The 26,853-nt window shown below is 68.9% G+C and carries 29 protein-coding genes and 1 riboswitch; of the genes, 20 read left to right on the plus strand and 9 right to left on the minus strand.

The window, feature by feature from the left end:
• Both NBRGI_RS04595 and NBRGI_RS46150 read right to left on the minus strand, forming a co-directional pair.
• Positions 1–1,340 (minus strand): short-chain fatty acyl-CoA regulator family protein (locus NBRGI_RS04595; RefSeq protein ID WP_036557517.1); only part of this gene is annotated, 1,340 nt, incomplete at its 3' end.
• A 118-nt stretch (positions 1,341–1,458) separates the two neighbouring features.
• Positions 1,459–1,635 carry a DUF1737 domain-containing protein gene (locus tag NBRGI_RS46150; RefSeq protein ID WP_014987116.1) on the minus strand — a complete coding sequence of 59 codons (177 nt, stop codon included), beginning with the start codon at positions 1,633–1,635 and terminating at the stop codon, positions 1,459–1,461.
• A 160-nt stretch (positions 1,636–1,795) separates the two neighbouring features.
• Between NBRGI_RS46150 and NBRGI_RS04605 the strand changes: the two genes are divergently transcribed.
• Positions 1,796–2,167: a nuclear transport factor 2 family protein gene (locus NBRGI_RS04605; protein ID WP_029892999.1), complete on the plus strand. Its 372-nt coding sequence runs from the start codon at positions 1,796–1,798 to the stop codon at positions 2,165–2,167.
• Positions 2,168–2,245: 78 nt separating this feature from the next.
• Here NBRGI_RS04605 and metE read toward each other — a convergent pair whose 3' ends face one another.
• On the minus strand, positions 2,246–4,516 hold the full coding sequence (gene metE, locus NBRGI_RS04610) for a 5-methyltetrahydropteroyltriglutamate--homocysteine S-methyltransferase (protein ID WP_081877931.1): 2,271 nt from the start codon (positions 4,514–4,516) through the stop codon (positions 2,246–2,248).
• A gap of 164 nt (positions 4,517–4,680) precedes the next feature.
• Positions 4,681–4,856: riboswitch (cobalamin riboswitch) on the minus strand.
• A gap of 324 nt (positions 4,857–5,180) precedes the next feature.
• Between metE and NBRGI_RS04620 the strand changes: the two genes are divergently transcribed.
• The 3 genes from NBRGI_RS04620 (at position 5,181) to coaD (ending at position 9,681) form a co-directional block, all read left to right on the plus strand.
• Entirely contained in the window at positions 5,181–8,585 is a 3,405-nt protein-coding gene (locus NBRGI_RS04620) for a pyruvate carboxylase (protein WP_029893001.1), read from the plus strand.
• Complete coding sequence (gene rsmD, locus NBRGI_RS04625; protein WP_029893002.1) at positions 8,582–9,133, plus strand: 16S rRNA (guanine(966)-N(2))-methyltransferase RsmD; 552 nt, start codon at positions 8,582–8,584, stop codon at positions 9,131–9,133. Before NBRGI_RS04620 ends, rsmD begins: the two co-directional genes overlap by 4 nt.
• Positions 9,134–9,195: 62 nt before the next feature.
• Entirely contained in the window at positions 9,196–9,681 is a 486-nt protein-coding gene (gene coaD / locus NBRGI_RS04630; protein WP_029893003.1) for a pantetheine-phosphate adenylyltransferase, read from the plus strand.
• 63 nt (positions 9,682–9,744) lie between these two features.
• Here coaD and NBRGI_RS04635 read toward each other — a convergent pair whose 3' ends face one another.
• Positions 9,745–10,263 (minus strand): GtrA family protein, encoded by a 519-nt coding sequence (locus tag NBRGI_RS04635; protein WP_029893004.1) that lies wholly within the window; start codon positions 10,261–10,263, stop codon positions 9,745–9,747.
• Positions 10,264–10,627: 364 nt separating this feature from the next.
• Here NBRGI_RS04635 and NBRGI_RS04640 point away from each other — a divergent pair, with 364 nt between their 5' ends.
• From NBRGI_RS04640 to NBRGI_RS04675, 8 genes are all read left to right on the plus strand, one after another.
• Entirely contained in the window at positions 10,628–11,374 is a 747-nt protein-coding gene (locus NBRGI_RS04640) for a DivIVA domain-containing protein (RefSeq protein ID WP_029893005.1), read from the plus strand.
• A gap of 190 nt (positions 11,375–11,564) precedes the next feature.
• On the plus strand, positions 11,565–12,233 hold the full coding sequence (locus NBRGI_RS04645) for a YceD family protein (protein ID WP_029893006.1): 669 nt from the start codon (positions 11,565–11,567) through the stop codon (positions 12,231–12,233).
• A gap of 2 nt (positions 12,234–12,235) precedes the next feature.
• Complete coding sequence (gene rpmF / locus NBRGI_RS04650; protein WP_014987105.1) at positions 12,236–12,418, plus strand: 50S ribosomal protein L32; 183 nt, start codon at positions 12,236–12,238, stop codon at positions 12,416–12,418.
• A gap of 22 nt (positions 12,419–12,440) precedes the next feature.
• Positions 12,441–13,154, plus strand: coding sequence for a ribonuclease III (gene rnc, locus NBRGI_RS04655; protein WP_014987104.1), 714 nt, complete (start codon positions 12,441–12,443; stop codon positions 13,152–13,154).
• A 2-nt stretch (positions 13,155–13,156) separates the two neighbouring features.
• Positions 13,157–14,017, plus strand: a complete 861-nt coding sequence (gene mutM / locus NBRGI_RS04660; RefSeq protein WP_029893007.1) for a bifunctional DNA-formamidopyrimidine glycosylase/DNA-(apurinic or apyrimidinic site) lyase — start codon at positions 13,157–13,159, stop codon at positions 14,015–14,017.
• A gap of 60 nt (positions 14,018–14,077) precedes the next feature.
• Positions 14,078–14,659, plus strand: a complete 582-nt coding sequence (locus tag NBRGI_RS04665) for a dihydrofolate reductase family protein (RefSeq protein ID WP_014987102.1) — start codon at positions 14,078–14,080, stop codon at positions 14,657–14,659.
• Between the two features lie 5 nt (positions 14,660–14,664).
• Positions 14,665–15,726 carry a PHP domain-containing protein gene (locus NBRGI_RS04670; protein ID WP_051727502.1) on the plus strand — a complete coding sequence of 354 codons (1,062 nt, stop codon included), beginning with the start codon at positions 14,665–14,667 and terminating at the stop codon, positions 15,724–15,726.
• A gap of 98 nt (positions 15,727–15,824) precedes the next feature.
• Entirely contained in the window at positions 15,825–16,256 is a 432-nt protein-coding gene (locus NBRGI_RS04675) for a carboxymuconolactone decarboxylase family protein (RefSeq protein ID WP_029893009.1), read from the plus strand.
• Between the two features lie 41 nt (positions 16,257–16,297).
• Here NBRGI_RS04675 and NBRGI_RS04680 read toward each other — a convergent pair whose 3' ends face one another.
• A complete protein-coding gene (locus NBRGI_RS04680; RefSeq protein ID WP_063726232.1) occupies positions 16,298–16,585 on the minus strand; it encodes a hypothetical protein in 288 nt (95 codons plus the stop codon).
• Positions 16,586–16,659: 74 nt separating this feature from the next.
• Here NBRGI_RS04680 and NBRGI_RS04685 point away from each other — a divergent pair, with 74 nt between their 5' ends.
• On the plus strand, positions 16,660–17,748 hold the full coding sequence (locus tag NBRGI_RS04685) for a winged helix DNA-binding domain-containing protein (RefSeq protein WP_036557487.1): 1,089 nt from the start codon (positions 16,660–16,662) through the stop codon (positions 17,746–17,748).
• Positions 17,749–17,774: 26 nt separating this feature from the next.
• Here NBRGI_RS04685 and NBRGI_RS04690 read toward each other — a convergent pair whose 3' ends face one another.
• Complete coding sequence (locus NBRGI_RS04690) at positions 17,775–18,002, minus strand: hypothetical protein (RefSeq protein WP_029893012.1); 228 nt, start codon at positions 18,000–18,002, stop codon at positions 17,775–17,777.
• A 181-nt stretch (positions 18,003–18,183) separates the two neighbouring features.
• On the opposite strand from NBRGI_RS04690, the gene NBRGI_RS04695 reads away from it, so the two are divergent.
• Entirely contained in the window at positions 18,184–19,251 is a 1,068-nt protein-coding gene (locus tag NBRGI_RS04695) for an NAD-dependent epimerase/dehydratase family protein (protein ID WP_029893013.1), read from the plus strand.
• Between the two features lie 4 nt (positions 19,252–19,255).
• On the opposite strand, the gene NBRGI_RS04700 is transcribed toward NBRGI_RS04695, so the two are convergent.
• Genes NBRGI_RS04700 through NBRGI_RS04710 form a run of 3 tightly spaced genes read right to left on the minus strand, consistent with a single transcriptional unit; the run spans position 19,256 to position 22,320 of the window.
• Positions 19,256–20,281, minus strand: coding sequence for a sensor histidine kinase (locus NBRGI_RS04700; protein WP_029893014.1), 1,026 nt, complete (start codon positions 20,279–20,281; stop codon positions 19,256–19,258).
• On the minus strand, positions 20,274–20,972 hold the full coding sequence (locus NBRGI_RS04705; RefSeq protein WP_029893015.1) for a response regulator transcription factor: 699 nt from the start codon (positions 20,970–20,972) through the stop codon (positions 20,274–20,276). The genes NBRGI_RS04700 and NBRGI_RS04705 overlap by 8 nt, the downstream gene beginning before the upstream one ends.
• Before the next feature lie 4 nt (positions 20,973–20,976).
• A complete protein-coding gene (locus NBRGI_RS04710; RefSeq protein ID WP_148310695.1) occupies positions 20,977–22,320 on the minus strand; it encodes a hypothetical protein in 1,344 nt (447 codons plus the stop codon).
• A 124-nt stretch (positions 22,321–22,444) separates the two neighbouring features.
• On the opposite strand from NBRGI_RS04710, the gene NBRGI_RS04715 reads away from it, so the two are divergent.
• The 6 genes from NBRGI_RS04715 to NBRGI_RS04740 are packed head-to-tail and all read left to right on the plus strand — an operon-like array spanning position 22,445 to position 26,848.
• The gene (locus NBRGI_RS04715) at positions 22,445–23,116 is read left to right on the plus strand and encodes a glycosyltransferase family 2 protein (RefSeq protein WP_036557490.1); all 672 of its coding nucleotides are present in this window, start codon (positions 22,445–22,447) and stop codon (positions 23,114–23,116) included.
• Entirely contained in the window at positions 23,113–23,793 is a 681-nt protein-coding gene (locus tag NBRGI_RS04720) for a TIGR04282 family arsenosugar biosynthesis glycosyltransferase (RefSeq protein WP_029893018.1), read from the plus strand. Before NBRGI_RS04715 ends, NBRGI_RS04720 begins: the two co-directional genes overlap by 4 nt.
• The gene (locus NBRGI_RS04725) at positions 23,790–24,488 is read left to right on the plus strand and encodes a class I SAM-dependent methyltransferase (protein ID WP_029893019.1); all 699 of its coding nucleotides are present in this window, start codon (positions 23,790–23,792) and stop codon (positions 24,486–24,488) included. The genes NBRGI_RS04720 and NBRGI_RS04725 overlap by 4 nt, the downstream gene beginning before the upstream one ends.
• Positions 24,489–24,531: 43 nt before the next feature.
• Positions 24,532–25,710: a molybdopterin-dependent oxidoreductase gene (locus NBRGI_RS04730; protein WP_029893020.1), complete on the plus strand. Its 1,179-nt coding sequence runs from the start codon at positions 24,532–24,534 to the stop codon at positions 25,708–25,710.
• The gene (locus NBRGI_RS04735) at positions 25,707–26,147 is read left to right on the plus strand and encodes a hypothetical protein (RefSeq protein WP_235210852.1); all 441 of its coding nucleotides are present in this window, start codon (positions 25,707–25,709) and stop codon (positions 26,145–26,147) included. Before NBRGI_RS04730 ends, NBRGI_RS04735 begins: the two co-directional genes overlap by 4 nt.
• Entirely contained in the window at positions 26,144–26,848 is a 705-nt protein-coding gene (locus NBRGI_RS04740) for a flavodoxin family protein (protein WP_029893022.1), read from the plus strand. The genes NBRGI_RS04735 and NBRGI_RS04740 overlap by 4 nt, the downstream gene beginning before the upstream one ends.
• Positions 26,849–26,853 lie beyond the last annotated feature (5 nt).

Here is a 26,853-nt window from a genome sequence, read left to right on the forward strand (position 1 = left end):
CGCTGGGCGCAGGCGGGGCGTTCGCACACCTTGCAGCCCGCGCCGATCGGCACGGCTGTCGCCGGGTCGTCGAGTTGTAGTCCGGCGGAATACACCAGGCGGTCGGCGTATTCGATGTCGCAGCCCAGCCCGATCGCGAAATTCTTTGTCGCGGTACCGAATCCCTGTGGCGCGGTCATCGCGGTGCGCGCGATCCACAGATAGCGCCTGCCGTCCGGCATCTCGGCGATCTGGGTCAGGATGCGGCCCGGATAGGCGAACGCCTCGTGCACCACCCACAGCGGACAGCTGCCGCCGACCCGGGAGAAGTGAAAGGCGGTGGCGGACTGCCGTTTCGAGATGTTGCCCGCCCGGTCGGTGCGGACGAAGAAGAACGGCACGCCTCGCTGGCCCTGCCGTTGCAGGGTGCTGAGCCGGTGGCAGATGGTCTCGAAGCCGACCTCGAAACGCAGGCCGAGCAGGTCGATGTCGTAGTGCAGCTCCTCGGCCGAGCGCAGGAAGCGGCCGTAGGGCAGCACCAGCGCGCCCGCGAAGTAGTTGGCCAGTCCGATGCGGGCGAGCGTGCGGGATTCGCCGGTGAGCGAAGGGGTTTCGGCGAGCACGCCGTCGAGTTCGGTGCCGTACAGCAGCAGGGCGAGGGTGGTCGCGATCTGAAAGGCGCGCTGGCCGGGCCGCAGGCGCCGAGCCAGCGTCAGCGTGCGGGTCTCGGGATCGTAGTGGCGTTTCGGGATGGTGGGATCGGCACCGTCGCCGCGGACCAGCACCGTGACCCCGGCGCGTTCCTCCGCGACCCTGGCGAGCTGGCGATCGAGCGAGCCGATGGTGAGCCCGGACTGTTCGAAGAGCTGCTCGGCGGCGATGTCCAGCTGCGGGATGTGGTTGTGGTGGTCGTAGAAGAAGTCCCGCACGTCCTCGTAGGGCATGGGCACGCCGGGCGTGCCGGCGGGAGTGTCCACCCGGGCGGAGAGCAGGTCCAGCTGGTCGGTGGCGGCGCGCAGCCTCCGGTGCATCGCGACGACGATGCGCGCGACGTCGGGCTGTCTGGTCGCCAGCTCCTCCACCTCGGTGAGCGGCGCGGTGTGTCCGCCCGCGGCATCGATCAGCACCTCGTGCAGATCCGACACGAGCCGGGCGTCGGAGTCCGCCGCGAAGAACTGCACGTCCAGGTCGAAGGTGGAGTTGAGTTTCAGCAGCACCGGGATGGTGAGCGGGCGCTGGTCGCGTTCGAGCTGGTTGAGATAGCTGGGGGACAGATCCAGCGATTTCGCGAGCGCCGCCTGGGTGAGCCGGCGCTCCTCGCGCAACCGCCGCAGCCGCGCACCCGCGTACATCTTCCGCACGTGCAAGATGGTAGCCCGACACCTTCGCAAACATCGCATATCCACGCTTGTTCGTTGTGAAAATATGTCGCTGCGAGGTGTTTTGTCCGAGATTCCAGCTGCGTAGCGTGCGAAGAGGCTACTGGTCGCTCCCCCAGATCAGGGCCTGGGCCGCGATCACGTCGGTGCCGTTGAAGGTCACCGCGGGTGAGCCGTGCAGTTGATAGCCCTGATCGAGCAGGGCGCTGATCCGTTCGCAGAACGTCGCGTCGTCGACGCCGGTGATCAATCGATAGCGCAGGGGTTGATCGGTCATCCGGTCAGCCTATGTGGTGCCACGGACAGGTCGATATCCGTGTGCGACACCGAGACTGAGGTCCGGCCAGTGGGCGCGGGGGTTCCGAACCGAGCACTTGCTTGGTTGAATCGGAAGGTGCACGACGCGTGCCGTCCTCGAACGAAAGTGAGCAAAGCCGATGCCGAGCCCCGATGAACTCGTCCGTGCCATGTGCCGTAGCTGGTCGGACCCCGATCCGGACCGCATCGCGTCCTTCTTCGCCGAAGACGCCGTCTACCACAACATTCCGATGGAGCCGGTGGTCGGCCGGGCCGCGATCCGCGACTTCCTCGCCGGATTCCTGGCCACCTTCCAGGGCGTCGATTTCGACATCCACCACCAGGTCGCGGCAGGCAACCTGGTCATGAACGAGCGCACCGACACCCTGCGCACCGCCGACCGTGCGATTCCCCTCCCGGTGACCGGCGTCTTCGAGGTGGCCGACGGCGCGATCACCGCTTGGCGCGACTACTTCGACATGGGTGCCATCAACAAGGCTTTCGACCTCTGACCGGCGATCGGCCCAGGCGCAGCGCCTACTCCCGAACGGGGAGGAGGCGCTGCGCTTTTCAGTGCGTGATCGCGGTGCTCAGCGCACAGCGGCCGCGGCGGCGACCATGTTGCGCAATGACGCTGCCACCTCGGCTCGGCCGCGGGTCTTCAGGCCGCAGTCCGGGTTGACCCAGAGCCGTTCGGCGGGAACGGCTTTCAGCGCGGCCCGCAACGAGGTGGTGATCTCCTCGACACTGGGCACCCGCGGCGAGTGGATGTCGTAGACACCCGGGCCCACCCCGAGATCGAAGCCGGCCGCATTGAGATCGTCGAGCACCTCCATCCGGGAGCGCGCCGCCTCGATCGAGGTCACGTCGGCGTCCAGTCCGGCGATCGCGTCGATCACCTCGCCGAACTCCGAATAGCACAGGTGCGTGTGCACCTGGGTGGCGTCGGAGACTCCCGAGGTCGCGAGCCGGAACGACTGGACCGACCAGTCGAGGTAGGCCTGCTGATCCGTTTCGCGCAACGGAAGCAGTTCGCGCAGTGCGGGTTCGTCGACCTGGATGATCCGGATGCCCGCACTCTGCAGGTCCACCGTCTCGTCCCGGATGGCCAGCGCCACCTGACGCGCCGAATCCCCGAGCGGCTGGTCGTCACGGACGAACGACCAGGCCAGGATGGTCACCGGACCCGTGAGCATGCCCTTGACCGGCTTGTCGGTGAGCGATTGCGCGTAGCCGATCCAGTCGACGGTCATCGGCGTGCGGCGCGCCACATCGCCGAACAGGATCGGCGGCCGCACGCAGCGGGTGCCGTAGGACTGCACCCAGCCCAGCTCGGTGGCCGCGAAGCCGTCGAGCTGTTCGGCGAAGTACTGCACCATGTCGTTGCGCTCCGGCTCGCCGTGCACCAGCACGTCCAAGCCCAGCTGTTCTTGCAGCGCAATGACATCCGCGACTTCGGCCCGCATCCGGCGGACATACTCGTCCTGGTCGATCTCGCCCTTGCGCAGCTCGGCCCGGGCCACCCGGATCGCCGAAGTCTGCGGGTAGGAGCCGATCGTGGTCGTCGGCAGCGGCGGCAACTGCAGCCGATCCTGTTGCAGCACACGGCGTTCTTCGGCAGGCGCGCGGGTGACTGCGTCCGGGCCGAGCGCGGCCAGCCTGGCCCGGACCTGTGCGTCGTTCAACCGCGGATCGGCGTGCCGCGAGGCCAGTGCCGCGCGGGTGTCGGCCAGTTCGGCGCTGATCGCCTCCGGGCCCCGGGTCAGACCGGTCGCGAGCAGCCGCACCTCGGCGACCTTCTCGGCGCCGAACGCCAGCCACGACCGCAGCGCGTCGTCCAGACCGGTCTCGACGGCCAGGGTGTAGGGCACGTGCAGCAGCGAACTCGACGTCGAAACCGCCACCGATCCAGCAGAACCCAGCAGGGTGCCCAGGGTGGCCAGCGCCTTGTCGAGGTCCGTGCGCCACACATTGCGTCCGTCGACCACGCCGGCGACCAGCAGCTTGCTCGCGAGCGCGGGTACCGCCGCGACGTCGGAAACATCGGTGCCGGAGGTGAAGTCGAGCGCGATGCCCTCGACGTCGGTGCTCGCGAGCGCGGTCAGCGCGGCGTCGGGGTGCCCGAAGTAGGTCGCCACCAGGATCGCGGGACGCTCCGCGGTGGCGCTGAGTTCGGCGTAAGCGCTACGCACCAGCTCGATTTCGGCCGCGGTGAGATCGGTGACCAGGATCGGCTCGTCGAGTTGCACCCAGCCGAGGCCGGCCGCGGCGAGGCGTGCGAGCAGGTCGCGATAGAGCGGCACCAGCTCGTCGAGCCGGTCCAGCGCCGCGCCGCCGGTGGCCTTGGCCAGCTTCAGGAAGGTGACCGGACCGATCACCACCGGCCTGGCCGCGACACCCAGGTCCAGTGCTTCGCGAACTTCTTCCAGCAGCTTCTCCGGGTGCAGCGAGAACACGGTGTCCGCGCCGATTTCCGGCACCAGGTAGTGGTAGTTGGTGTCGAACCACTTGGTCATCTCCAGCGGCTCGACGGTCTCGTTGCCGCGCGCGGCCGCGAAGTACCGATCCAGCGGGTCGGCGATGTCGGCGACCCGCGGCGGCAGCGCGCCGAGCAGTACGGCCGTGTCGAGCACCTGGTCGTAATACGAGAAGGTGCCTACGGGAATCGAATCCAAGCCTGCCGCTTGGAGTTCGGCGAGCTGGGCGTGCCGCAGCTCGCGCGCGACGGCGTGCAGCTGATCGGCGTCGATCTTGCCAGCCCAGTAGGATTCGGTGGCCCGCTTGAGTTCACGTCGCGGTCCCACCCGTGGTAGCCCGAGAACCGTTGCGGTGAACGGTGTCTGATGTACAACAGTCACGATGTCTCTCCAGTGCTGAGTCGTGGACCATCGCCATACGGGCGGCGCGGCCACCGGCTGACGGGCCGGCGAACCACGAAGGGAGCCCGACACTTCAGCACTGGTGCAACCGCACGCCCAAATCCACGAGGCGGTGGTCGCCGGATACGGCGTACCCGGCACGGCTGGCAGGTCTTCGGACTCACAGGCACCGGCCGTTGCCGGTCGACCTACTGACCGTCGCTTCCCGGGTTGGGGTACCCAGTGCTTGTGACGGCATTCGTTCCTGTTTACCGCTGCGGGACAGTCCCGGATTCCCACCGGGTTCCCTCTCGCCCGGCCGCCCGTTCCCGGGTGGCCGAACTCGGCTCCGTGCGCGTCGGCGGGGCTCCATCTCGCGCGCATCGGTGAACCAGCTGCACGTACCAGCATAGGCGCGGCGTTGGCCGCGGTGGGCGCGGGCGCGTTTGCGGCGGTGCGCGGCGGCCTACCGGAGATCCGGCATCGCGCGGTGTCGCCGCAGATCGTGCCGGTGCCGTTCCCCCTGCGCCGGGGATAGCTCGGCGCGGGCCGGTCTGTGACGGCCCGGTGAACGCAACTTCGCAGCGTTGCCAGGTGCCGTTGTGAAGATCCCTGCGAAGGCCGCATCAGTGTCTGTGAGATGCGCGCAGCCGGGTACCTTAGGCCAATGTTCACGAAAGTCTTGGTCGCCAACCGCGGCGAGATCGCCATCAGGGCCTTCCGTGCGGCCTACGAGCTCGGCGTGGGGACGGTAGCCGTCTTCCCGTACGAGGACCGCAACTCGGTCCATCGTATGAAGGCGGCCGAGTCCTACCAGATCGGTGAGCAAGGGCACCCGGTGCGGGCCTATCTGTCGATCGACGCGATCATCGACGCGGCGAAGTCGGCGGGCGCCGACGCGGTGTACCCCGGCTACGGCTTCCTGTCCGAGAACCCGGACCTCGCGGCGGCCTGCGCCCGCGAGGGCATCACCTTCATCGGCCCCTCCGCCGAGGTGCTCGAGCTCGCGGGCAACAAGGCGCGCGCCATCGCCGCCGCCAAGGCCGCGGGCTTGCCGGTGCTGCGTTCCAGCGCGCCGAGTGCGGACGTGGACGAACTGCTCGCGGCCGCGCAGGAGCTGGAGTACCCGATCTTCGTCAAGGCGGTCGCCGGTGGCGGCGGGCGCGGCATGCGCCGGGTCGGTGAGCCCGCGCAGCTGCGCGAGTCGATCGAGGCCGCCTCGCGCGAGGCGGAATCGGCCTTCGGCGACCCGACGGTGTTCCTCGAGCAGGCGGTGGTGAACCCTCGCCACATCGAGGTGCAGATCCTGGCCGACCAGCACGGCAACGTGATGCACCTGTTCGAGCGCGACTGTTCGGTGCAGCGCAGGCACCAGAAGGTGATCGAGCTCGCGCCGGCCCCGAACCTGGATCCCGCACTGCGCGACCGCATCTGCGCCGACGCGGTGGCTTTCGCCAAGGAGATCGGTTACAGCTGCGCGGGCACCGTCGAGTTCCTGCTCGACGAGCGGGGCAACCACGTCTTCATCGAGATGAACCCGCGCATCCAGGTCGAGCACACGGTGACCGAGGAGATCACCGACGTCGACCTGGTGCAGTCGCAGCTGCGCATCGCGGCGGGCGAGACACTCGCCGATCTGGGGCTGAGCCAGGACAAGGTCACCATCCGCGGCGCGGCGCTGCAGTGCCGGATCACCACCGAGGACCCGGCCAACGGCTTCCGCCCGGACACCGGGCGCATCACCGCGTACCGCACGCCGGGCGGCGCGGGCATCCGGCTCGACGGCGGCGCCAACCTCGGCGCGGAGATCGGCGCCTACTTCGACTCGATGCTGGTGAAGCTCACCTGCCGCGGCCGCGACTTCCCGGCCGCGGTCGCGCGGGCCGGGCGGGCGCTGGCCGAGTTCCGAATCCGCGGCGTCACCACCAACATTCCGTTCCTGCAGGCGGTGCTCGACGATCCGGACTTCAAGGCGGGCCGGGTCACCACCTCGTTCATCGATGAGCGGCCGCAACTGCTGACGCTGCGCGGCTCGGCCGACCGCGGCACCAAGATTCTCAACTATCTGGCCGACATCACCGTGAACAAGCCGCACGGTGAACGGCCGACGACGGTCTACCCGCACGACAAGCTGCCCGCCATCGACCTGTCCGTGCCCCCGCCGGACGGCTCGCGGCAGCGGCTGTTGCGTTTGGGTCCTGAGGGTTTCGCGCGGGATCTGCGCGCGCAGGCGGCCGTCGGCGTCACCGACACGACCTTCCGGGACGCGCATCAGTCGCTGCTCGCCACCCGGGTGCGCACCAACGGTCTGCTCGGCGTCGCCGGGCATGTCGCGCGGTTGACCCCGGAGCTGCTGTCCATCGAGGCGTGGGGTGGCGCGACTTACGATGTGGCGCTGCGGTTTCTGTACGAGGACCCGTGGGAGCGCCTGGCCCTGCTGCGCGAAGCGGTGCCCAATATCTGCCTGCAGATGCTGCTGCGCGGGCGCAACACGGTCGGCTACACGCCCTACCCGGAGCAGGTGACGCGCTCGTTCGTCGCCGAGGCGACCGCGACCGGCATCGACATCTTCCGCATCTTCGACGCGCTCAACAATGTCGACCAGATGCGCCCGGCGATCGACGCGGTGCGCGAAACCGGCACGGCCATCGCCGAAGTCGCGCTGAGCTACACCGGTGATCTGTCCAACCCGGACGAAACCCTGTACACCCTGGACTATTACCTGAAACTGGCCGAGCAGATCGTGGACGCGGGCGCGCACGTGCTCGCGATCAAGGACATGGCCGGACTGCTGCGCGCCCCCGCCGCGGCGACTCTGGTCAAGGCCCTGCGGAGCAACTTCGATCTGCCGGTGCACGTGCACACCCACGACACCCCCGGCGGTCAGCTGGCCACCTACCTCGCCGCCTGGCAGGCCGGCGCCGACGCGGTCGACGGCGCCAGCGCCGCGATGGCCGGAACCACCAGTCAGCCCGCACTTTCCGCGATCGTCGCGGCCGCGGCGCACAGCGAACGCGACACCGGGCTGAACCTGCAGAACGTGTGCGATCTCGAGCCGTACTGGGAGGCGCTGCGAAAGGTGTACGCGCCGTTCGAATCCGGGCTGCCGGCCCCGACCGGCCGGGTGTACACCCACGAGATCCCCGGGGGTCAGCTGTCGAACCTGCGCCAGCAGGCCATCGCGCTCGGCCTCGGTGACCGGTTCGAAGAGGTGGAAGCCAAATACGCGGCGGCCGACCGGCTGCTGGGCCGTTTGGTGAAGGTGACGCCGTCTTCGAAGGTGGTCGGCGACCTGGCCCTGTCCCTGGTCGGCACCGGCGTGGACATCGAAGATTTCGCCGCCGACCCCGGTCGCTTCGACATCCCCGATTCCGTGATCGGTTTCCTGCGTGGCGAACTCGGCACCCCGGCGGGGGGCTGGCCGGAACCGTTCCGTAGCCGCGCGCTGGAAGGCCGCGGCCCGGCCAAGCCCGAGACCCCGCTCACCGCGGCGGACGAGGCGGGCCTGGCGGGCAGCTCCGAGGAGCGCCGGGCCACCCTCAACCGGCTGCTGTTCCCCGCGCCCACCGCCGAATTCCTCGCGCACCGGGAGAAGTACGGCGACACCATGGGCCTGTCGGCGAACCAGTTCTTCTACGGTCTGCGCCACGGTGAGGAACACCGCGTGCAGTTGGAGAAGGGCGTCACGCTGCTGATCGGCCTCGAAGCCATCTCCGAACCCGACGAGCGCGGCATGCGCACGGTCATGTGCATCCTCAACGGGCAGCTGCGGCCGGTCGCGGTCCGGGACCGGTCCATCGCCAGCGAGATCCCGGCCGCGGAGAAGGCGGACAAGGCCAACGCGAGCCATATCGCTGCCCCGTTCGCCGGTGTCGTGACATTGGCTGTGTCCGAAGGCGATTCGATCGCGGCCGGCGACACCATCGGCACCATCGAGGCGATGAAGATGGAGGCGGCGATCACCGCGCCGCGCGCGGGCACCGTCGGCCGGGTCGCGATCGGTCAGGTGCAGCAGGTCGAGGGCGGCGATCTGTTGATCGAGCTGGCGTTGCGCGAGACCGCGTCCGAATGACGCGAATCGTCGCCGGAACGGCGGGTGGGCGGCGCCTGCGGGTGCCGCCCACCGGTACCCGCCCGACCTCAGACCGGGTGCGCGAGGCGCTGTTCAGCGCGCTCGACGCCCGGATCGACTTCGACGGCGCCCGAGTGCTCGACCTCTACGCGGGCTCGGGCGCGCTCGGGTTGGAGGCGCTCTCGCGCGGCGCCGCGCACGCGCTGCTGGTCGAATCCGATCGCAAGGCCGCGGCGATCGTGCGCGGCAACATCGCCGACCTCGGATTGCCCGGGGCGGAGCTGCGTCTCGGTACGGTCTCGTCGGTGCTGGCGCTGGGCGGTGCGGGCGAATTCGACCTGGTGCTCTCCGATCCGCCGTACGCGGTCGAGACCGACGCGGTGCTCGCGGATCTGCGCGCGCTGACCCGCGGCTGGCTGCGCCCGGACGCCTTGGTGGTGGTGGAGCGATCCATCCGGTCACCGGAGATCGTCTGGCCCGCAGGGTATTCCGCGCTGAAGCCGCGCAAATACGGGGAAACGCGGATCGAGCTGGCGACGTTCGAATAGTCCCGGTGTGGCCTGGCGCACCCACTGTGGTGTGGGGCCGGTCGACACGATAGCGTCTGACCATGGCTGGAGCATTGTGCCCCGGGTCCTTCGACCCCGTGACCAACGGACACATCGACGTCTTCACCCGGGCCGCGGCCCAGTTCGACGAGGTCGTTGTCACCGTCATGATCAACAAGAACAAGCAGGGCATGTTCAGCGTCGACGAGCGCATGGAGATGCTGCGCGAGTCCACCGCGCACCTGCCCAACGTCCGGGTGGAGTCCTGGTACGGGCTGCTGGTCGATTTCGCCAAGGAGCAGAACGTCACCGCGATCGTGAAGGGTCTGCGCGACGCGACCGACTTCGGTTACGAGCTGCAAATGGCGCAGATGAACAAGAAACTCTCCGGCGTAGAAACCTTCTTCATAGCCACCAACCCCACCTTCGGCTACCTCTCCAGCTCCCTCGTCAAAGAAGTAGCCGCCTTCGGCGGCGACGTAGTAGACATGCTCCCCCCTTCAGTCCACAAACGCCTCCTGGCCCGCCTCGCCGAACGCAAAAGCTGAGCGAATCAGCCCCGGTGCCGATGTGGTTGGCGCCGGGGCTGATTCGTGGGCTGCGGTGGTGGTTCAGAAGACCAGGCCGCGCAGGGCCAGGAAGCGCATGCCGCCTACGGCGGCGGTGATGGCGAGGATGGCGGTGGCCTCGGCCGGGCCGCCGATGCTGGGGGCCCAGACGTCGAGTGCGGCCAGGCCCGCGGTGGTGATGGCCAGGCCGACCAGCGCCAAGCCGCCACCTTCCCACTGGGCGGTGAACCAGCCGACGCGGCCGCGGGCGTGGAAGGTGAGCTGGCGATGCAGTTCGTTGGCGATGACGGTGCTGACGATCGAGCCGACCACGTTGGCGATCAGCGGGCCGATGCCGTGCATCGCGAAGAACAGCAGGACGTAGGCGATGTTGCTGGAGCCGCCGACCAGTGCGAAGCGGATGAGCTGGGCGAACGCGCGATCGCCGCGCAGGTAGGTGATCAGCTGCTCGAATCGCGCCGCGACGGGTGCTGCGGGTAGCACCGGGTACGGGCCGACCCACGGCAGGAACAAGCTGGTCGCGCTTGCTCCCGTCGGTCGCTCCAGATCCAGAACTGTCATGGTCTTTCCGATCGAACACGAGCCTTCGAGTGGGACAACAGCGACGGTGATCGCTTCCTTCCCGCCGGGCTCTCGGCAGGTTTCGAACAAAACCTGTCGACAACGGGCGGACCGGTGTGGCCCTTGCTCTCTGGCTTCCTCAATCCCGCAGGTCCCGGTGGGGGCTGCGCGCTAAGCCGAAGACCTTGTCGATCTTCCTATCGAAGGTACCACGAAGTGGAGGCTTATCCTCCACTTGATTTATGTGGCGTGCGAGACACTGGCACGACACACCGGAGGGTGACTCGGCACAAGCCGTGACGAGGGGCACACTGGGGCTCGGCGGAGAGTTCGCCGTGAGTCGTAGGAGAGTGGGGTAGTCAGCATGTACCGCGTATTCGAAGCACTCGACGAGCTGGTCGCCATCGTCGAGGAGGCGCGTGGCATCCCGCCGACCCGCAGCTGCATCGTGCCGCGCGGCGACGTGCTCGAACTGCTCGACGACGTGCGCGACGCGTTGCCGGGCGAGCTGGACGACGCCCAGGATGTGCTCGACATCCGAGACAAGATCGTGTCCGACGCGCGCTCGGCCGCCGAAGTGACGGTGACCAGCGCCAACGAGCAGGCCGCGCACACCATCGGCTCGGCCCGGGAAGAAGCCGACCGCATCCTCGCCGACGCGAAGGCGCACGCCGACCGCATGGTGGCCGAGGCCAGTGCGCACGCCGATCATCTGGTCAACACCGCGCAGGCCGAGGCCGATCGCGTGATCGCCGACGGCAACGCCGAATTCGAGGCCGTCACCAACCGGGCCCGGGTGGAGTCCGAGCGAATGATCGAGGCGGGCAAGGCTTCCTACGATCGCTCGGTGGCCGACGGCGAAGCCGAGCGGGACCGGCTCGTCTCGCAGACCGAGGTGGTGCGGGCCGCGCACGCCGAATCCGCGCGGGTGATCGACGCGGCGCATGCCGACGCCGACGCGATGCGCGAGGAATGCGACCACTACGTCGACTCGAAACTCGCCGACTTCGAGGAAACCCTCTCCAATACTCTGCGCACGGTCGGTCGCGGCCGCCATCAGCTGCGCTCCGGCGCGGGCGCCCCCGACTACGCGGGGGAGTATCGCCGCTAGCGCAGGCAGTGCCGGAGACGAACTTCTGCCGCGCACGTCTTGTTGCCCCGCGCGCATGTCGTTCGAACGACACGCGCGCGGGATGCGGAAGAGTGCGCGCGGCAGTCGACCCGCGCCGATTTGGGCGGACGCCACTGCTTGCGTATCGTGGAGTGGTTGCTCATTCCCCCGATTGTGAAGTGAGTTCGTGATGCCCGCCGGTTCCGGTTCTGCCTCGCGTCCGCGCTCGGCCTCGCGCCGGGAGCCGGACGCGGCTTTCGTGCTGGACGTGCGCAGCCTCGGCCGCCGGCCGGGGACCATGCGTGAACTGCAGCGCACCTTCGATACCACGGCGCGGATCGGCCTCGACCTGATCGGCGTCCCGGTGGGCGCGCAGGTGGAGCTCGATCTGCAGTTGCAGGCGGTGTCCGAAGGTGTGCTGGTGACCGGAACGGTGCGCGCGCCCATCGAGGGTGAGTGCTCGCGCTGCCTCGAACCGTTCACCGATCACATCGATCTGCACCTCACCGAGCTGTTCGCCTACCCGGACAGCACCACCGAGCAGACCACCGACGACGACGAGGTCTATCGCATGGTGGACGACACCATCGACCTCGAACCGGTGATCATCGACGCGATCGGGCTGGAACTGCCGCTGCAGCCGCTGTGCACCCCGGACTGCGCCGGACTGTGCGCGGAATGCGGCGTACGGATGGCGATTGCGGGTTCTGCGCACTCGCATGAGATACTTGACCCTCGCTGGGCCGGGCTGGCGAAGTTCGCCCCCGAATCGCCCGGTAACGGCAGCCCCGAACCGGGTGCGGCCACAGCAACAGACCACTCAGCCGATATGGCAAGCAATAGGACAGAGGAGAAGTAGTCGTGGCCGTTCCCAAGCGCCGGATGTCCCGTTCCAACACCAGGTCGCGGCGCAGCCAGTGGAAGGCCACCGCGCCGACCCTGATCACCTGCCCCAACCGCGCCTGCGGTGAGAAGACCCTGCCGCACATCGCGTGCCCGTCCTGCGGCACCTACAAGGGTCGCCAGGTCACCGCTGCTGTCTGACAGTTCGACCTGTCGTATCGACGTGACTGATGAACCAGACTCGTCCGGTGCACACGCGAGCCTGCTCGCGGCGCTCGGCGTCGAGGTGCAGCCGGAGTTGCTGCGCCTGGCGCTGACGCACCGGTCCTACGCATACGAGAACGGCGGGCTGCCGACCAACGAGCGCCTGGAGTTCCTCGGGGATTCCGTCCTCGGACTGAGCATCACCGAGCGGCTGTATCACGAGCACCCGGACAAGTCCGAGGGTGAGCTGGCGAAGCTGCGCGCGAGCGTGGTGAACATGCACGCGCTCGCCGAGGTGGCCCGTCAGCTCGGCGCGGGCGGTCTCGGCGCGCACCTGCTGCTCGGCAAGGGCGAAGAGCTCACCGGCGGCCGGGACAAGCCGAGCATCCTCGCCGACGGGATGGAGTCGCTGCTCGGTGCGGTGCACCTGGAGCACGGCATCGACGTCGCGCGCGCGGTGGTGTTGCGGCTGTTCGCCGATCTGCTCGAGCGCGGCCCCCGGATGGGCGCCGGGCTCGACTGGAAGACGAGCCTGCAGGAGCTCACCGCGGAGCGCGGCCTCGGCGTGCCCAGCTACGAGATCACCTCGACCGGTCCCGATCACGACAAGGAATTCACCGCGACCACGATGATCGGCGGCCAGGCCTACGGCCAGGGCGTCGGCCGATCGAAGAAGGAAGCCGAGCAGAAGGCCGCGGGCACCGCCTACCAGGCGCTGACCGCCGAAGCCTGACCGTGCCCGAACTTCCCGAGGTCGAGGTCGTCCGGCGCGGAATCGCCGAACACGTGGTCGGCCGGGTCATCGACTCGGTCGCGATCACCCATCCCCGCTCGGTGCGCCGTCATCTCGAAGGCGCTGCCGATCTCGTCGCACGGCTGGCCGGACTGAAGGTCCAGTCCGCCGAGCGGCGGGGCAAATTCCTCTGGCTCACCTTCGACGAGCCGGACACGTCCCTGGTCGTGCACCTGGGGATGAGCGGGCAGATGCTGGTGCAGCCCGCCGACGCGCCGCTGGAGAAGCACGCGCACATTCGGGCCACCTTGCACGACGGCACCCAATTGCGTTTCGTCGATCAGCGCACCTTCGGCGGTTGGGCGCTCGCACCGCTGGTCGAGGTGGACGGCACCCTGGTGCCGGAACCGGTCGCGCACATCGCCCGCGACCCGCTGGATCCGCGCTTCGACGCCGAGTCCGTGGTGCGCGCGATCCGTGCCAAACAGACCGAGATCAAACGCGTGCTGCTCGATCAGAGCGTGATCTCCGGTATCGGCAACATCTACGCCGACGAATCCCTGTGGCGCGCAAAGCTGCACGGCACGCGCCTGGCCTCCGGCCTGTCCCGCCCCGTGCTGCGCGGCCTGCTCGCCGATGTCGGCGCGGTGATGGGGGAGGCGCTCGCCGCGGGCGGCACCTCGTTCGACGCGCTGTATGTGAACGTCAACGGCCAGTCCGGCTATTTCGAGCGTTCCCTCGCCGTGTACGGCCGCGAGGACGAGCCGTGCCGCCGCTGCGGGGCCGCGATCCAGCGGGAGAAGTTCATGAATCGTTCCTCCTATTCTTGCCCGCGGTGCCAGGCGAAGCCTCGCCCTCGTTAGGGAGTCCGAGCTACCTTTCTTGTAGGCGGTCCGGGTGTCGGGGCCGTGGAGGAAGGACATATGCGCAAGCTCACGTACTACGTAGCGTCGACCATCGACGGATTCATCGCCACCGATGACGGGTCGGTCGATTTCTTCCCGGTCGGCGGCGACCACGGCCCTGCGATCACCGCGCAGTACCCCGAGACGCTGCCGACCAAGGTGCGCGAGTCGCTCGGCATCGATAAGCGCAACCGCTATTTCGACACCGTGCTGATGGGTCGCAAGACGCACGATTTCGGTGTGCGTACGGGTACATCGAGCCCGTATTCGCATCTGAAGCAGTACGTGGTGTCCACGACGCTGCCGGAGGATCCCGATCCGGATGTCGAGTTGATCGCCGCGGATCCGCTGGCGAAGGTGCGCGAGCTCAAGCGCGAACCCGGACTGGGCATCTGGTTGTGCGGCGGCGGTGAACTCGCCCAGGTGTTGCTGCCGGAGATCGATCAGATCTTCCTCAAGCTGTATCCGGTACTGCTCGGGCACGGCCGGTCGCTGTTCGGCACCGGCCCACGACTGCCCGACGCGGCCAGGTTCCGGGTGATCACCAGCCGTGTCTTCGAGGACGGAGTGGCGTTCATGAAGTACAGCAGGATTCGTTAACCGCGGTGGCGGAAGACGATTCGAGCGCGACCGGCCCGGCGGCGACGCCGGGCCCGGTCGAGGTGCTGCGCGAAATCGGCTTCTGGCTGGAACGCGCGCGAGCCGAGACCTATCGGGTGAAGGCCTACCGCAAGGCCGCCGATATCGTCGCCGGACTGTCGGCGGCCGAACGCGCGGCACACCAGGCAGCGCACAGCTGGCGGGAGATCCCCGGGATCGGCCCGAAAACCGCCGCGGTGATCGAGCAGGCGTCGGCCGGCGTGCTGCCGCAGTACCTGATCGATCAGCGCAACGCCGCGAAGCCGATCGGCGCGCCCGGTAAGGCACTGCGCACCCGCCTGCGCGGCGATCTGCACACCCACTCGGATTGGTCCGACGGCGGCAGCCCGATCGCGGAGATGATGGGCGTCGCCGCCGCGCTCGGGCACGAATACTGTGCGCTGACCGACCATTCGCCCCGGCTGACCGTGGCGAACGGCTTGTCCGCGAGCCGGTTGCGCAAGCAGTTGGATGTCGTCGCCGAACTGAACGAGCGGATGGCGCCGTTCCGCATCCTGACCGGCATCGAGGTGGACATCCTCGACGACGGCACGCTGGATCAGCAGGCCGATCTGCTCGCCGAACTCGATATCGTGGTGGCCAGTGTGCATTCGCATCTGCGCGCGGACAGCGCGACGATGACCAAGCGGATGGTCTACGCGGTCGCCAACCCCAATGTGGACGTGCTCGGGCACTGCACGGGCAGGCTGGTCACCGGCGGTCGCGGCACCCGGCCGGAGTCGAGCTTCGACGCCGAGGTGGTGTTCGAGGCGTGCCGCAAGTTCGGCACCGCCGTCGAGATCAACAGCAGGCCCGAACGACGGGATCCCCCTTCGCGTTTGATGCGCTTGGCCCTCGAGATGGAGTGCCTGTTCGCCATCGACACCGACGCGCACGCGCCCGGTCAGCTGGATTGGCAGGGCTACGGCTGCGAACGCGCGGTGGCCAATGATGTTCCGGCCGAACGCGTGATCAACACTTGGCCGCTGGCCGAGCTGCTGGCCTGGACGGAGACCGCCGAAGCGTGACGGCCGCCGGATCAGCTGTTGCCGCGTCACATTTGCGGCGGCTGTCTCGTCCATCTGTTGTACGAGGACATCGAGGAAAGGACGTCACCGTGGCACGGATGAAGCTCGCAGAGGTCGCCCCCGAGTACTACAAGGCGTGGTTCGAGGCGGAGAAGGCGATTCGGCGCGGTCCGCTGAATCCGGTGGTGCGCGAGCTGGTGAAGATTCGCGCGTCCCAGATCAACGGCTGCGTGTACTGCATCGACCTGCACACCACCGACGCGCGCCTGGCGGGGGAGACCGAGAAGCGGATCTACCAGCTCGATGCCTGGCGCGAGTCCGCGCTCTACGACGAGGCCGAGCGGGCCGCCCTCGCCTACGCGGAGGCGGTCACGAAACTCGGCGAACACGGTGTGAGCGACGAGATCTGGGCCGAGGTCGAGAAGCATTTCGACGAGGGCGCGCGGGCCGGACTGGTCGCGGTCACCGCGATGATCAACCTGTGGAACCGGATCGGGGTCCCGCTGCGGATGCAGCCCGAGGTCGGCTGAGGCACCGCGCGTGGGCACCGTGCCGGTGCTCACGCGCGCTCTCACTCCTTCGGCGGCAGGAACGGCCGGGAGAAGTAGTCCTCGACCGGTAGCGGGCCGGTGTAGCGGCGGCACGGGCACCGCACCCACTCCCACACCGAAGGCGCGACGGAGCGGCGTAGCTCGGTGTGGCATTCACCGTTCGGATCGTGCACGGAGAGGTCGTGGCCGCAGCCGCACTGCGCGGCGCTTTTCGTCTTGCCGAACGCCGCGCGGTGGCCGTAGCGCCCGATCGCCCAGCCGACGCCGGCGATCCCGGCGCCGACGGCCAGGGTGATGGGATCGAACATGAACACATTGTACGTATACGTATGCCCGGCGGAATCGGCCCGATGTGTCGGTGCCATCGGCGAAGATGGCAGGCATGACGGAACTATCGCTGCGTGAGCTGAACCGAACCCTGCTGGTGCGTCAGATGCTGGCACAGCGGGTCGCGATGACACCGTTGGAGCTCGTCCGGCATCTGGTCGCGGTCCAAGGGCAGGAACCCAATTGGCCCTATGTGGGCCTGTGGTCCCGGCTCGCCGATTTCCGGCACGACGATCTGGCCGCCTTACTGCGAGAACGAAAACTGGTGCGGTCCACCATGATCCGCCGCACCGTGCACCTGGCCGACGCGGACGACTTCCGCTGGCTGCGCCCCACGGTGCGTCCGATCGTGCACGCCGCATTGCAGGCGCCGTACTACCGCGACGAGATCGAGGGCATCGATCTCGCCGAACTCGCCGTCGCGGGAAGGGAATTGTTGTCCGGTCAGATCCTGTCGCGCACCGAGCTGGGCCGCTTGCTCGCCGAACGCTTCCCGGATCGGCACGCGCGCAGGCTCGCTGAAGCGGCGGAACTGCTGGTGCCGATGGCGCACAGCCCGGTGACCGGTGCCTGGGGCAAATGGCGCAACCGGTCGGTGACGGTCGCCCTCGCCGACGAATGGATCGGTGTGCCGATGGAGACCGAGCCGCACGCGCAGACCTTGATCCTGCGGTACCTGGCGGCGTTCGGTCCCGCCACGGTGGCCGATATGCAGGCGTGGGCGGGGGTGACCAAGCTCGCCGAGGTGGTGGACGAGATGCGTTCGAGCCTGCGCGTTTTCACCGACGACCAGCACCGCGTGCTGTTCGACCTGCCCGACGCGCCGCTGGCCGATCCGGGCTTGCCGATGCCGGTGCGCTTCCTGCCCGCTTTCGACAACGCGTTGCTCGGGCACAAGGACCGCCGCCGGATCATCAGCGAGGAGGATCGGCAGCGGATCGCCAAGGAGGCCTCCCTCGGGGTGCCGATGTATCTGGTCGATGGTTTCGTGCACGGCCGATGGGCGTTGGAGGACAGCACCATTCGGGTCACGCCCTGGCACCCGCTGTCCACGGCCGACGAATCCGCCCTGCGCGCCGAGGCCGAGCGCCTGCTCGGATTCGTCGCCTCCGGTCAGGACGGAAAGATCATCATCGAGGGCTGACCCGAGGGTGCGGGAGCCGGGTGGGACTACTCGGGCAAAGGTGCGCCCTGGTCGGCGAAGCGCAGGCCGCGCAGGGACAGTTCCTCTTCGAGGATCCGGATCGCCTTCGGGCCGACGCCGTGGATGCGCAGCAGTTCCTTCGCCGTCACCGCGGTGAGCTGGTCGTAGCGGGTGTACCCGTGCGCGGCCAGCTCGCGGTTGGCGACCTTGCCCATTCGGTGCGGAAACTCTGCCGCCGGTACTGGCTCCGCCATCACGACCTCCCGTGCGTTGTGCAGTCCTCGGACAGGGCGCACGGTAGCAACACCCACCGACACGGTGCCGGGCGATCGAGGGGTGACGAAAGTCTGACGGTGCGGCGTGGAACACCCGCCGCGGCGCGTTCACCAGGCACGATCGGTGCATGACACGAATTGCACGGCCGGGAGATCCGGCGTGACCGGCATGCGGGTGTTGTTGACCGGTGCGGCCGGATTCATCGGTTCGCATATACGTCGCGCGCTGGCCGCCGCCGGGCACGAGGTGCTCTCGGTCGACCTGATGATCCCGGCGGCGCACGGACCGGCCGCCACGGCGCCCGACGGCGTCCGGCAGGTGGACGTCCGGGACGGGGAGGCACTCGACGCGCTGCTGCACGGCGTCGACGTCGTCTGCCATCAGGCCGCGGTGGTCGGCGCCGGCGTGAGCGCACAGGATGCGCCCGCCTACGCGAGTCACAACGACTTCGGCACGGCGGTCCTGCTGGCGGCGATGGATCGGGCCGGGTGCCGCAGGCTGGTGCTCGCGTCGTCGATGGTGGTGTACGGCGAGGGGCACTACCGCGGCGAGCGGTGCGGGCCGGTGCAGGTCGGCGTCCGCCGCCCGGCGGATCTCGCGGCGGGGATGTTCGAGCATCGCTGTCCGGCGACCGGCGAGGTCCTCGGGTGGGAAACGGTCCGCGAGGACGCGCCGCTGCGCCCGCGCAGCCTGTACGCGGCAAGCAAACTCGCGCAAGAGAACTACGCCGCCGCGTGGGCGGCGGTGACCGGGTCGACGGTGACCGCGCTGCGTTATCACAATGTGTACGGCGACGATATGCCCAGGGACACACCGTATTCCGGGGTCGCCGCGATCTTCCGGTCGTCGCTCGAGGCGGGGCAGTCGCCGCAGGTCTTCGAGGACGGCCGACAGGCGCGGGATTTCGTGCACGTCACCGATATCGCCGCGGCGAACCTCGCGGCCGTCGAACAGCCGCTGTCCGGTTTCGTCGCGCTCAATGTCTCTTCCGGCCGCCCGATCACCATCGGCGAAGTGGCGCTGACCTTGGCCGCGGCGCGCGGCGGCCCGGACCCGATGGTGACGGGCCGCTATCGGGCCGGCGACGTGCGGCATATCGTCGCCGACCCTGAACGGGCCAGGCGCGTCCTGGGTTTCGTGGCGCAGGTGGATCCAGTGGCCGGTCTCACCGAGTTCGCGTTCGCCCCGCTGCGCGACAGCGCGGGGATGTGCGCACCGACCCTGTGAGCGGTCAGTTGCCCGACAGCGGCAGCCGTACCTCGAAACGGCTGCCGCCGGGTCGGTTTTCGGCGGTGATGCGGCCCTGGTGCGCCTCGACCAGGCCGGCCGCGATCGCCAAACCCATACCGCTGCCGGCGGGTACGCCGTCGGCGGCGACCGGGGAGCGCGCGGCGGTGCCGCGGTAGGCGACCTCGAAGATGCGCGGCAGGTCCGCCTCGGCGATCCCCGGCCCGGTGTCGTCGACCCGTGCCCACGCCTGACCGTCGGCGGTGCCCGCCGAGAGGGCGACCTCGCCACCGGGCGGCGTGTGTGCGATGGCGTTGGACACCAGGTTGGTCAGCACCCGGCCGAGCGCCTGATCGTTCGCGGTGACGACGATGCGCGAATCCGGTTGTTCCGCACGGAGTTCGACTCGAGCGCGGGCGGCGGTCGGCCGGTTCGCGGCGAGCACCTCGTCGATCAGTTCTCGCAGGTCCACCGGCTCCAGCTCGAGGCGCAGCGCGCCCGCGTTGATCTTCGACATCTCGAACAGGTCGTCGACCATGCGGGAGAGCCGATTCGTCTCGACGCCGATCTGCTCGGCGTAGGTCGCCACGTCGGCCTGTCCGCTGACGACACCGTCGGAGAGCGCTTCGGCCATCGCGCGGATGCCCGCCAGTGGCGTCCGCAGGTCGTGGCTCACCCAGGCGACCAGCTCGCGCCGTGCCTGCTCGGCCGCGCGCTCTTGCTCGAGGATCTGCTTCTCCCAGACCATCTTTCGGGCCTGTTCGCGCCCGAGCAGAATCGCGGCGGGGACGGTGACCGCCGCGACGATGCCGAGCACCACCGCGGTGCGCTGCAGCTCCTGGGTGAACATCAGCCCGCTGACCCCGATCACGCCCGCGAGGGTGGCCAGCGTCGGAATCAGCACCAGCACCGCCATACTGGTGGTCACCGACCGATTCCTGGTGGTGCGCAGGATGATCGCGCCGATCAGGACCACCGGCAGCGAGCAGGCCAGCGAATAGATGATGAGCTGGGTGGTGTCCTCAGGCATCGCCGGCTCCGTTCCCGGTGCGCGCCCACGCGTAACCGCGGCCCCACACGGTTTCGATGCGATGGTTGTCGCCGAGCTTGGCGCGCAACCGCTTGATGTGCACGGTGACCGTGGAGAGGTCGCCGAAATCCCAGCCCCACACCTTGGCGAGCAAAGCTTCCCGGCTGAACACCTGCTGCGGATGCTGCAGCAGGAAGACGAGCAGGTCGAATTCGCGCGGCGTCAGGTCCACCGGCGCCCCCGCGACGAGGACGAGCCGGACCGCCGGGCGGATCTCCACCGCGCCGTCGCGCAGCACCGGATGGTTGCTGTCGCGCACCACCTGCGAGCGCCGCAGCACCGAGGCGACCCGCAGCGCGAGTTCCCGTGGGCTGAACGGTTTGGTGACGTAGTCGTCGGCGCCCGCCTCCAGACCGAGCACCCGGTCGTCCTCGTCGCCGAGGGCGGTGAGCAGGATGACCGGCATGTCCGGCCGCGGGCCCGAGCGGATGCTGCGGCAGATAGCGATGCCGTCCGGTGCGGGCATCATCACGTCGAGCACGGCCAGCTCGATCGCGTCGTCCGGATTCGCCAGCGCCGCCAAAGTGGTTGTGCCGTCCGCAGTTTCGCGTACCTTGTGGCCGTCGCGCTCGAGATAGCGGCGGACCACGTCCCGGACGACGGGATCGTCGTCGGCGATCAGAATCGTCATGCTCTCACCAGTTCGTCAGGATCGTGTGGACCAGCAGCAGGGTCGCGGCGGCTTGCAGCGCGAGCCAGGGCCGGGCGGCGGCGCGCGGCAGAAAAGCGGTCGCGGCGAGCAACCAGATATCGAACGGCAGCCAGATCCGCTCGGTTTCCGCTTTGCTCAGTCCACTGAGGTCTGCCGCGAGTATCGCGCACAGCGCCGCGGCGACCAGCAGCGCCGTCGGATCGAGGGCACGCAGCGTGCGCGGCGACAGCGCGCGGGACAGGCCCGCGGCGGTAGCGAGGCCCACCGCGCACACCGTCGCGGCCAGGTTGCCCCACCACCAGTACGCGTAGGACCGCTCACTGGCTATGCCCTGGTAGTAGCGCTGCACCACCAGGTGGTAGCCGTCCAGCCACCAGAAACCGGCCAGGGTGAACGCGGCCACGACCAGCAGCGCACCGGCCAGTGCGGGCAGCAGCGGGCGCGCGGTCCGGGCCGCGATCAGCACGGCCACGGCCGGAAACGCCATCAGTACCAAGCCGTAGCTGAGATAGATGCCGAGCGCGAAGAGAACGCCCGCGGCGATCGCGGCGCCGGTCTTGCCGCCGGGCCGCGCCGCGATCGCCAGTAATGCGACGGCCCAGGCCGTGACACCGGCGAACATCGCGTCCGCGGAGACCGCGATCCACAGCGCGGCGGGCGCGAGCACCAGGAACGGCAGCGCGGCCCGCGCTCGATCCTCGGCTCCGAGCGCCCGCAGCGCGACCGCGACGGCGAGCACCGCGCTGGTGCCGATCAGCAGGCAGGCCACGCCCGCCCACGCGCCGCCGCCGAGGCCGATGCGGTCGAGCAAGACGAAGAAGAGCAGCGCACCCGGTGGATGCCCCGACACGTGCGTGGTCCACGAGTCCGGCTCGAAATCGAGGATGCGGTCGGCGAATCCGCGCAGCATCGCGCCGATGTCGGTGACGCCGCCTACCTCGTGCAGGTACTCGTTGGGATCGGTGAGCCGACCGGCGAAACCACGTTGCCAGCCGTCGACCATGGCGAGCGCGAAGGCCCAGCCCAGCGCGGCGGCCCACGAGACGGCCAGCAACGGACGCCAGGACAACCGGCGCGCGAGCGTCGGGCCCTGTGCGACAACGGCAATCGCGAGCGCGATGGCCGGCACGGTGCCCCAGCCCGCGTGCGGTAGCCAGTTGCCGAAGAGCGGTGCGGCACCGGCGTACAGCTTGCTGCGCCATGATTCGCTGGCGATTCGCGGTACGACGAAGGCCGCCGTCACGAGCACGGCGGCGCTGCCCGCGCCCACCAGGTCGCCACGGAGCCGGGCCCGCCGCGGGGGATCGAGGACAGAGGTGTCGGGCACGGTTATCACGATAGGGCGGTAATCGAGCCGTCTATGCAGATCCCGGCCGTTTTTCTGACGATGTCACTGTTTCGTCACAGGTTTTCGGGCCGTTTCGCGGCCGCGACGGCCTAGCGTCGGCAGCGTGACTCGAACCCAGGTTGATCCTGCCGGAGTGACCGTCGTGATTCCGTGCCGGGACGAAGCTGATGCGTTGCCCGATGTGCTCGGCGCGCTACCCGCCGGATACCACGCCCTCGTGGTGGACAACGGCTCCACCGACGGCACCGGCGCCGTCGCGCGCAGCCGCGGCGCCACGGTGGTGCACGAGGCCAGACCGGGCTACGGCGCGGCCGTGCAGGCGGGCATCGCGGCGGCCCGCACCGAGCTGGTCGCGGTACTCGACGGCGACGGCTCGATGGATCCGGCCGAACTGCCCGGCCTCGTCGAATTGGTGCGTGGCGGAGCTGATCTCGCGGTCGGCCGGCGGCGGCCGACACACGCCGGGGTCTGGCCCTGGCACGCCCGGCTCGGCAATCTGCTCGTCGCGCGCCGGCTGCGGCGCAAATACGGTCTGCCCGTGCACGATATCGCCGCGATGCGGGTGGCACGGCGGGCCGGAATGCTGTCGCTCGGACCCTTGCACCAGCGGTCCGGTTACCCCCTCGAACTGCTGGTCGGCGCGGCGAGCGCCGGTTGGCGGGTGGAGGAGCGGGATATCGCCTACCGGCCGCGCGCGGGCGGGGTGTCGAAGGTGTCGGGCTCGTGGCTCGGAACCCTGCGTGCCACCAAGGATTTCCTGGCGGTGCTGCGATGAGCTGCTGTCCGGCGACGCTGCTGGTGATCGCGAAGGCGCCGATCGCGGGTTTCGCCAAAACCCGGCTCTCGCCGCCGTTGACCCCGCGCGAAGCGGCCACGGTGGCCGCCGCCGCACTGCTGGACACCCTCGACGCGGTGCTGCGCAGCGAGGTCGCGCATCGCGTCGTCGCGTTCACCGGCGATCTGTCGGCGGCCGAGTGCGGTGGCGAATTGGCAAGAGCGTTCGAGCTATTCGAGGTTGTCCCGCAACGTGGCGAGGGTTTCGGTGCGCGCCTGGCGAACGCGCACGCCGATGCCGCGCGTTTCGGCGCGCCGGTATTCCAGATCGGGATGGACACGCCGCAGATCGGCCCGGAGATCTTGACCGCCGCAGCGCGTGCGCTCGTCGCGGGTGACGGCGCGCTGCTCGGTCCGGCCGAGGACGGTGGCTGGTGGGGACTCGGATTACCGTCGCCACAGCCTGCTCGAGTGCTCGAGCACGTTCCGATGTCCACCGATCGCACCGGTGAGCTGACCCGAAAGGCGTTGCAGCAGTGTGGGTATGCGGTGACCTCGCTGCAGCAGTTCAGCGATGTCGATACCTTCGCCGATGCGCAACGGGTCGCCGCGGCTTCGCGCGGCCGATTCGCCGGAGAGATCCACCGGCTGTGTGAACGCGGGTTGGTGCGATCGTGAGCGGGATCGAGTTGGACGTGTTCGACCGCGCGTTGGCGGGTGAGAAATGTTGGATCCGTGATGCGGACGGTGTGCGGCATCGCCTGCCGATGCAGCGGTGGCTGGGGCTGTCCGGCACCGACCGCCGTGCGGACCTGGCGCTGACCGAATGCTGTGATGGGCCGACGGTGGATCTCGGCTGCGGGCCCGGCCGGTTGGTGGCGGCGCTACTTCGGCGCGGCGTGCTCGCGCTGGGGGTGGACATCTCCCCGACCGCGGTGGCCATCACCAGGTTTCGCGGTGCGCCCGCGCTGCGGCGTGACCTCTTCGGTCCGCTGCCCGGCGCGGGGCGCTGGGCCTACGCGCTGCTCGCCGACGGCAATATCGGGATCGGCGGCGACCCGGAGCGCATCCTGCGGCGTACCGCGTCCCTGCTCATGCCCAGCGGTGTCGCAGTCGTAGAGTTCGGCCGTCCGGGTACAGGTTCGGTCACCCGGCAGCTCCGCGTCGAGTCGCGCACGCATGTGGGGTGCTGGTTCCCGTGGGCCACGGTGAGCATCGACCATGCGGCGGATCTCGCGCACAACACCGGGTTTCGGGTGGTCGACACAGTGGAAGTGGGCGGCAGGCACATCGCATGGTTGCGCAGCCGCCGGGCTTCTAGCGCCGTGGTGCGCGCACGACCGGCTCGCTCCGGGGCATCGGAGGTCGCGTGATGAGTTGGGTGCGGACCGAGTCGGCCTGCCGAGGCGGTGTCCGATGACTGTGCGCGAACCCGCCGAGCGCACCGGCGGATCGGACGATCGGTGGTACCGGGTGTCCGGTGCCCGCGGCCCGGAGGTGGCCAGCCGGGTGGGCATCGCGCTCGGTGCGGCGATCCTGGTCTGTTTCGTGACCGGCCTGCTGAGCCACTGGATTCAGCATCCGCCGAGCTGGTTCTGGTGGCCCGCCCACCCGGTGTGGTTGTACCGGTTGACGCAAGGCCTGCACGTCGTTACGGGTGTCGCCGCGATTCCGCTACTGCTGGTGAAACTTTGGGCCGTGTACCCGAAACTGTTCGAGCGTCCGGTGCTCGGCTCGCCGCTGCGCATGCTGGAGCGCGGATCGATCGCGCTGCTGGTCGGCGCGATGGTGTTCGAGCTGTCGACCGGATTGTTGAACATCGCGCAGTACTACCCGTGGAAGTTCTTCTTTCCCACCGCGCATTACGCGATGGCCTTCGTCGCGGTGGGTGCGCTGGCGGTGCATCTCGCGGTGAAGCTGCCGGTGATCCGGGAGGCTTTGAGCCGTCCGATCGATACGGAGCCCACGGTCCGCGAGTCTGCGGATGGCGCAGGCGTGCGCCATGTTTCGCGACGGACGGTGTTGACCGCGGCTTGGGTTTCCGCGGGCGCGGCCACCTTGGCGATGGCCGGTCAGACTGTTCCGTTCCTGCGCTGGGCCGCTGTGCTCGCACCGCGTAGCGGCGAAGGGCCGCAGGGACTTCCGGTCAACAGGACCGCCGCGGCCGCCGGTGTCGGCGAGCTGGCGCGGGCAGCGGACTATCGCTTGATTGTCCAGGTCGGGGACCGGCAACGCGGCTTCACCAGGGACGAACTGCTGGCCATGCCGCAGACACAGGCCAGGCTGCCGATCGCCTGTGTCGAAGGCTGGAGTGCCACCGCCGACTGGTCCGGTGTGCGCCTGCGTGATCTGCTCGCCGCGGTGGGCACCTACCCCGGTGGTGACGTAATTTTCCGATCGCTGGAGACCAATGGCATCTATGCGAGTTCGACACTGCCGCAACGACATGCCGTCGACGCGGACACGCTGGTGGCGCTGGCGTTGAACGGTGCGACGCTCGACCTCGACCACGGCTACCCGTGCCGCCTCATCGCGCCCAGCCGGCCCGGAGTGCTGCAGACGAAATGGCTTTCGACGATCGAGGCCCGATCATGACCGCGGTTCGGCTGTTGTTGCTGGTGGCGGGCGGCTGGCTCGGTTGGTACGGGATCACGTTGCTGCTCGACTTCCCGCAAGCGGACCTGATCTCGATCGCCCTGTGGTTCGCGGGTGGAATCCTGCTGCACGACGCGGTTTTCGCGCCGCTGTGCGCCGCGGCCGGGATCACCGCTCGCCGGTTCCTGCCGGGCGTCTGGTGGGGCCCGGCCGCGTGCGGTGCGGTCTGTACGGTGGCGCTGCTGGCGATCGCCGCGCCCGTGCTCGACCGCGGTCACGCCATGCCGGACAACCCCACGGTGCTGGACCGGAACTATCCCCTCGGCCTCATGGCCGCGGTGGTACTGGTCTGGGTGCTGGTGGGCGCCGCCGGGGCGGCGAAACTCGTAGATCGGCGCCGTCGGCGCGACACCACGACACAAAGGAGCACTCCGTGACCACTTACGACGACCTGCGCGCCTTGTTCATCAACTGCACTCTGAAACGATCGCCGGAGGTGAGCAACACCCAGGGCCTGATCGATGTCAGTGCCCGCATCATGGCGAAGAACGGCGTGCAGGTCTCCCAGATCCGGGCGGTCGATCACGACATCGCCTTCGGCGTCTGGCCCGACATGACCGAGCACGGCTGGCCCACCGACGAATGGCCCGCGCTGCAGCAGCAGGTGATGGACGCCGACATCCTGGTGCTGGCGGGCCCGATCTGGTTGGGCGACAACAGTTCCGTCACCAAACAGGTCATCGAACGGCTCTACGCCAATTCGTCGATCCTCAACCAGCACGGCCAGTACGCGTACTACGGCCGCGTGGGCGGTTGCCTCATCACCGGCAACGAGGACGGGGTCAAGCACTGCGCGATGAACATCCTCTACAGCCTGCAGCATCTCGGTTACACCATCCCGCCGCAGGCCGACGCGGGCTGGATCGGCGAAGCGGGTCCCGGCCCGTCCTATCTCGATCCCGGCTCCGGCGGCCCCGACAACGATTTCACCAACCGCAACACCACCTTCATGACCTGGAATCTGCTGCACCTCGCCCGAATGCTCAAGGACGCCAACGGCATCCCCGCCCACGGCAACCAGCGTTCGGAGTGGGACGCCGGCTGCCGCTTCGATTTCGAGAACCCCGAATACCGCTGATCACC

The sequence above is a fragment of the Nocardia brasiliensis IFM 10847 genome, assembly GCF_000710915.1.
GTDB lineage: Bacteria > Actinomycetota > Actinomycetes > Mycobacteriales > Mycobacteriaceae > Nocardia > Nocardia brasiliensis_A.

What these genes read in the sequence shown, in the direction of transcription:
- NBRGI_RS46150 (WP_014987116.1), bottom strand. Translation starts at nt 1,635, where the DNA reads ATGACCGATCAACCCCTGCGCTATCGATTGATCACCGGCGTCGACGAC.
- NBRGI_RS04605 (WP_029892999.1), top strand. Translation starts at nt 1,796, where the DNA reads ATGCCGAGCCCCGATGAACTCGTCCGTGCCATGTGCCGTAGCTGGTCG.
- NBRGI_RS04620 (WP_029893001.1), top strand. Translation starts at nt 5,181, where the DNA reads ATGTTCACGAAAGTCTTGGTCGCCAACCGCGGCGAGATCGCCATCAGG.
- rsmD (WP_029893002.1), top strand. Translation starts at nt 8,582, where the DNA reads ATGACGCGAATCGTCGCCGGAACGGCGGGTGGGCGGCGCCTGCGGGTG.
- coaD (WP_029893003.1), top strand. Translation starts at nt 9,196, where the DNA reads ATGGCTGGAGCATTGTGCCCCGGGTCCTTCGACCCCGTGACCAACGGA.
- NBRGI_RS04635 (WP_029893004.1), bottom strand. Translation starts at nt 10,263, where the DNA reads ATGACAGTTCTGGATCTGGAGCGACCGACGGGAGCAAGCGCGACCAGC.
- NBRGI_RS04640 (WP_029893005.1), top strand. Translation starts at nt 10,628, where the DNA reads ATGTACCGCGTATTCGAAGCACTCGACGAGCTGGTCGCCATCGTCGAG.
- NBRGI_RS04645 (WP_029893006.1), top strand. Translation starts at nt 11,565, where the DNA reads ATGCCCGCCGGTTCCGGTTCTGCCTCGCGTCCGCGCTCGGCCTCGCGC.
- NBRGI_RS04665 (WP_014987102.1), top strand. Translation starts at nt 14,078, where the DNA reads ATGCGCAAGCTCACGTACTACGTAGCGTCGACCATCGACGGATTCATC.
- NBRGI_RS04675 (WP_029893009.1), top strand. Translation starts at nt 15,825, where the DNA reads ATGAAGCTCGCAGAGGTCGCCCCCGAGTACTACAAGGCGTGGTTCGAG.
- NBRGI_RS04680 (WP_063726232.1), bottom strand. Translation starts at nt 16,585, where the DNA reads ATGTTCGATCCCATCACCCTGGCCGTCGGCGCCGGGATCGCCGGCGTC.
- NBRGI_RS04685 (WP_036557487.1), top strand. Translation starts at nt 16,660, where the DNA reads ATGACGGAACTATCGCTGCGTGAGCTGAACCGAACCCTGCTGGTGCGT.
- NBRGI_RS04690 (WP_029893012.1), bottom strand. Translation starts at nt 18,002, where the DNA reads ATGGCGGAGCCAGTACCGGCGGCAGAGTTTCCGCACCGAATGGGCAAG.
- NBRGI_RS04700 (WP_029893014.1), bottom strand. Translation starts at nt 20,281, where the DNA reads ATGCCTGAGGACACCACCCAGCTCATCATCTATTCGCTGGCCTGCTCG.
- NBRGI_RS04705 (WP_029893015.1), bottom strand. Translation starts at nt 20,972, where the DNA reads ATGACGATTCTGATCGCCGACGACGATCCCGTCGTCCGGGACGTGGTC.
- NBRGI_RS04720 (WP_029893018.1), top strand. Translation starts at nt 23,113, where the DNA reads ATGAGCTGCTGTCCGGCGACGCTGCTGGTGATCGCGAAGGCGCCGATC.
- NBRGI_RS04730 (WP_029893020.1), top strand. Translation starts at nt 24,532, where the DNA reads ATGACTGTGCGCGAACCCGCCGAGCGCACCGGCGGATCGGACGATCGG.
- NBRGI_RS04735 (WP_235210852.1), top strand. Translation starts at nt 25,707, where the DNA reads ATGACCGCGGTTCGGCTGTTGTTGCTGGTGGCGGGCGGCTGGCTCGGT.